The organism is Ideonella azotifigens, assembly GCF_006519715.1.
In the GTDB taxonomy this organism is placed as follows: Bacteria; Pseudomonadota; Gammaproteobacteria; order Burkholderiales; family Burkholderiaceae_C; genus Ideonella; species Ideonella azotifigens.
The window spans coordinates 1-1,430 of record NZ_VIDT01001027.1 but is presented as its reverse complement, the minus strand read 5'-3'; the positions used below and the strand labels follow the sequence as shown (position 1 = coordinate 1,430).

The 1,430-nt window shown below is 70.7% G+C and carries 2 protein-coding genes and 1 pseudogene; all 3 read left to right on the top strand.

Annotated features, from left to right (window positions below):
* The coding region (locus FKP22_RS30310) for a nitrogen fixation protein NifQ (RefSeq protein WP_211361672.1) at positions 1–334 on the top strand (334 nt) is incomplete at its 5' end.
* Positions 335–342: 8 nt separating this feature from the next.
* Complete coding sequence (gene modA / locus FKP22_RS30305) at positions 343–1,095, top strand: molybdate ABC transporter substrate-binding protein (RefSeq protein ID WP_141291917.1); 753 nt, start codon at positions 343–345, stop codon at positions 1,093–1,095.
* 16 nt (positions 1,096–1,111) lie between these two features.
* Positions 1,112–1,430 (top strand): annotated as a pseudogene (locus tag FKP22_RS30300) (molybdate ABC transporter permease subunit); the annotation flags it as partial.

Sequence of the window (1,430 nt, the reverse complement as noted above, 5' to 3'; positions counted from 1 at the left end):
GGACCTGGTGGGCCTGCTCACCACCTGCGCAGGCGAGGCCGGGGCGCAGTGCCCTGCCGAAGACCGCTGGCTGGCCCATGCGCTGGCCCAGGCCACGCTGGGCCAGGACCACCTCTGGCAGGACCTGCACCTGCCGTCGCGCCGCGAGCTCTCGGCCCTGATGCAGGCCCGCTTCCCCCGGCTTGCTGCGCGCAATGACCGCGACATGAAGTGGAAGAAGTTCCTCTACAAGCAACTGTGCGACCAGGCCGAGATCAGCCTGTGCCGCGCGCCCAGTTGCGGCGTGTGCACCGACCAGGCCTTGTGCTTCGGTCCGGAAGAGGCTGCGCATTGAGGCCCGCCATGCCTGCTACATGCCGCCTGGTCTTTGCCCTGCTCGCCGGCCTGCTGGCAGCGCAGGCCGGTGCGGCCGAAGTGCAGGTGGCTGTCGCCGCCAACTTCGCCGGCCCGCTGGCCCGCATCGCCGAGGGCTTTGCCAGCGCCACTGGCCACACCTTGCTCAGCACCAGCGGCGCCACCGGCAAGTTCTACACGCAGATCCAGGCTGGCGCGCCTTTCGAGGTGCTGCTCGCGGCGGACGACGAAATACCGCGCAAGCTGGTCCAGGAAGGCCTGGCGGTGCGCGGCAGCAATTTCACCTATGCGCTGGGCAAGCTGGTGCTGTGGAGCGCCCAGCCCGGCCTGGTGGACGCCGAGGGCCAGGTGCTGGCCGGCGGCAGGTTCCAGCACCTGGCCGTGGCCAATCCCAAGCTCGCGCCCTATGGCGCGGCTGGCATGGAAGTGCTGAAGGCGCGCGGCCTCACCGAGGCCGTGGCGCCCAGGCTGATCACCGCCGAGAGCATCGCCCAGGCCTACCAGTTCGTGCTCACAGGCAATGCCGAGCTGGGCTTTGTCGCGCTTTCTCAGGTGGCCGAGCCCGGCAAGCCGCCGCGCGGCTCGTACTGGCTGGTGCCGCCCACGCTGTATGGCGAGATTCGCCAGGACGCGGTGCTGCTCAAGGCCGGCGAGGGCAGCGCCGCCGCGCGTGCACTGCTGGACTACCTCAAGACCCCCGCCGCCCGCGCCGTGATCGCCGCCTACGGCTACGGCCATTGAGGCACCTGTGACCACGCTGTCCTTCTCCGTGGCCTTCTCCCCGGCTGACTGGCAGGCCATCACCCTGAGCCTGCAACTGGCCGGTCTCAGCACCGTGCTCCTGCTGCTGCTGGGCACGCCGCTGGCCTGGTGGCTGGCGGGCACCCGATCGGCGCTCAAGCCATTGTGGACGGCGCTGGTGGCCATGCCGCTGGTGCTGCCGCCCACCGTGCTGGGCTTCTACCTGCTGGTGCTGATGGGCCCGCAAGGGCCGGTGGGCCAGGCCACGCAGGCGCTGGGCCTGGGCCGGCTGCCCTTCACCTTCGCCGGGCTGGTGGTGGGCTCGGTGCTGTGCT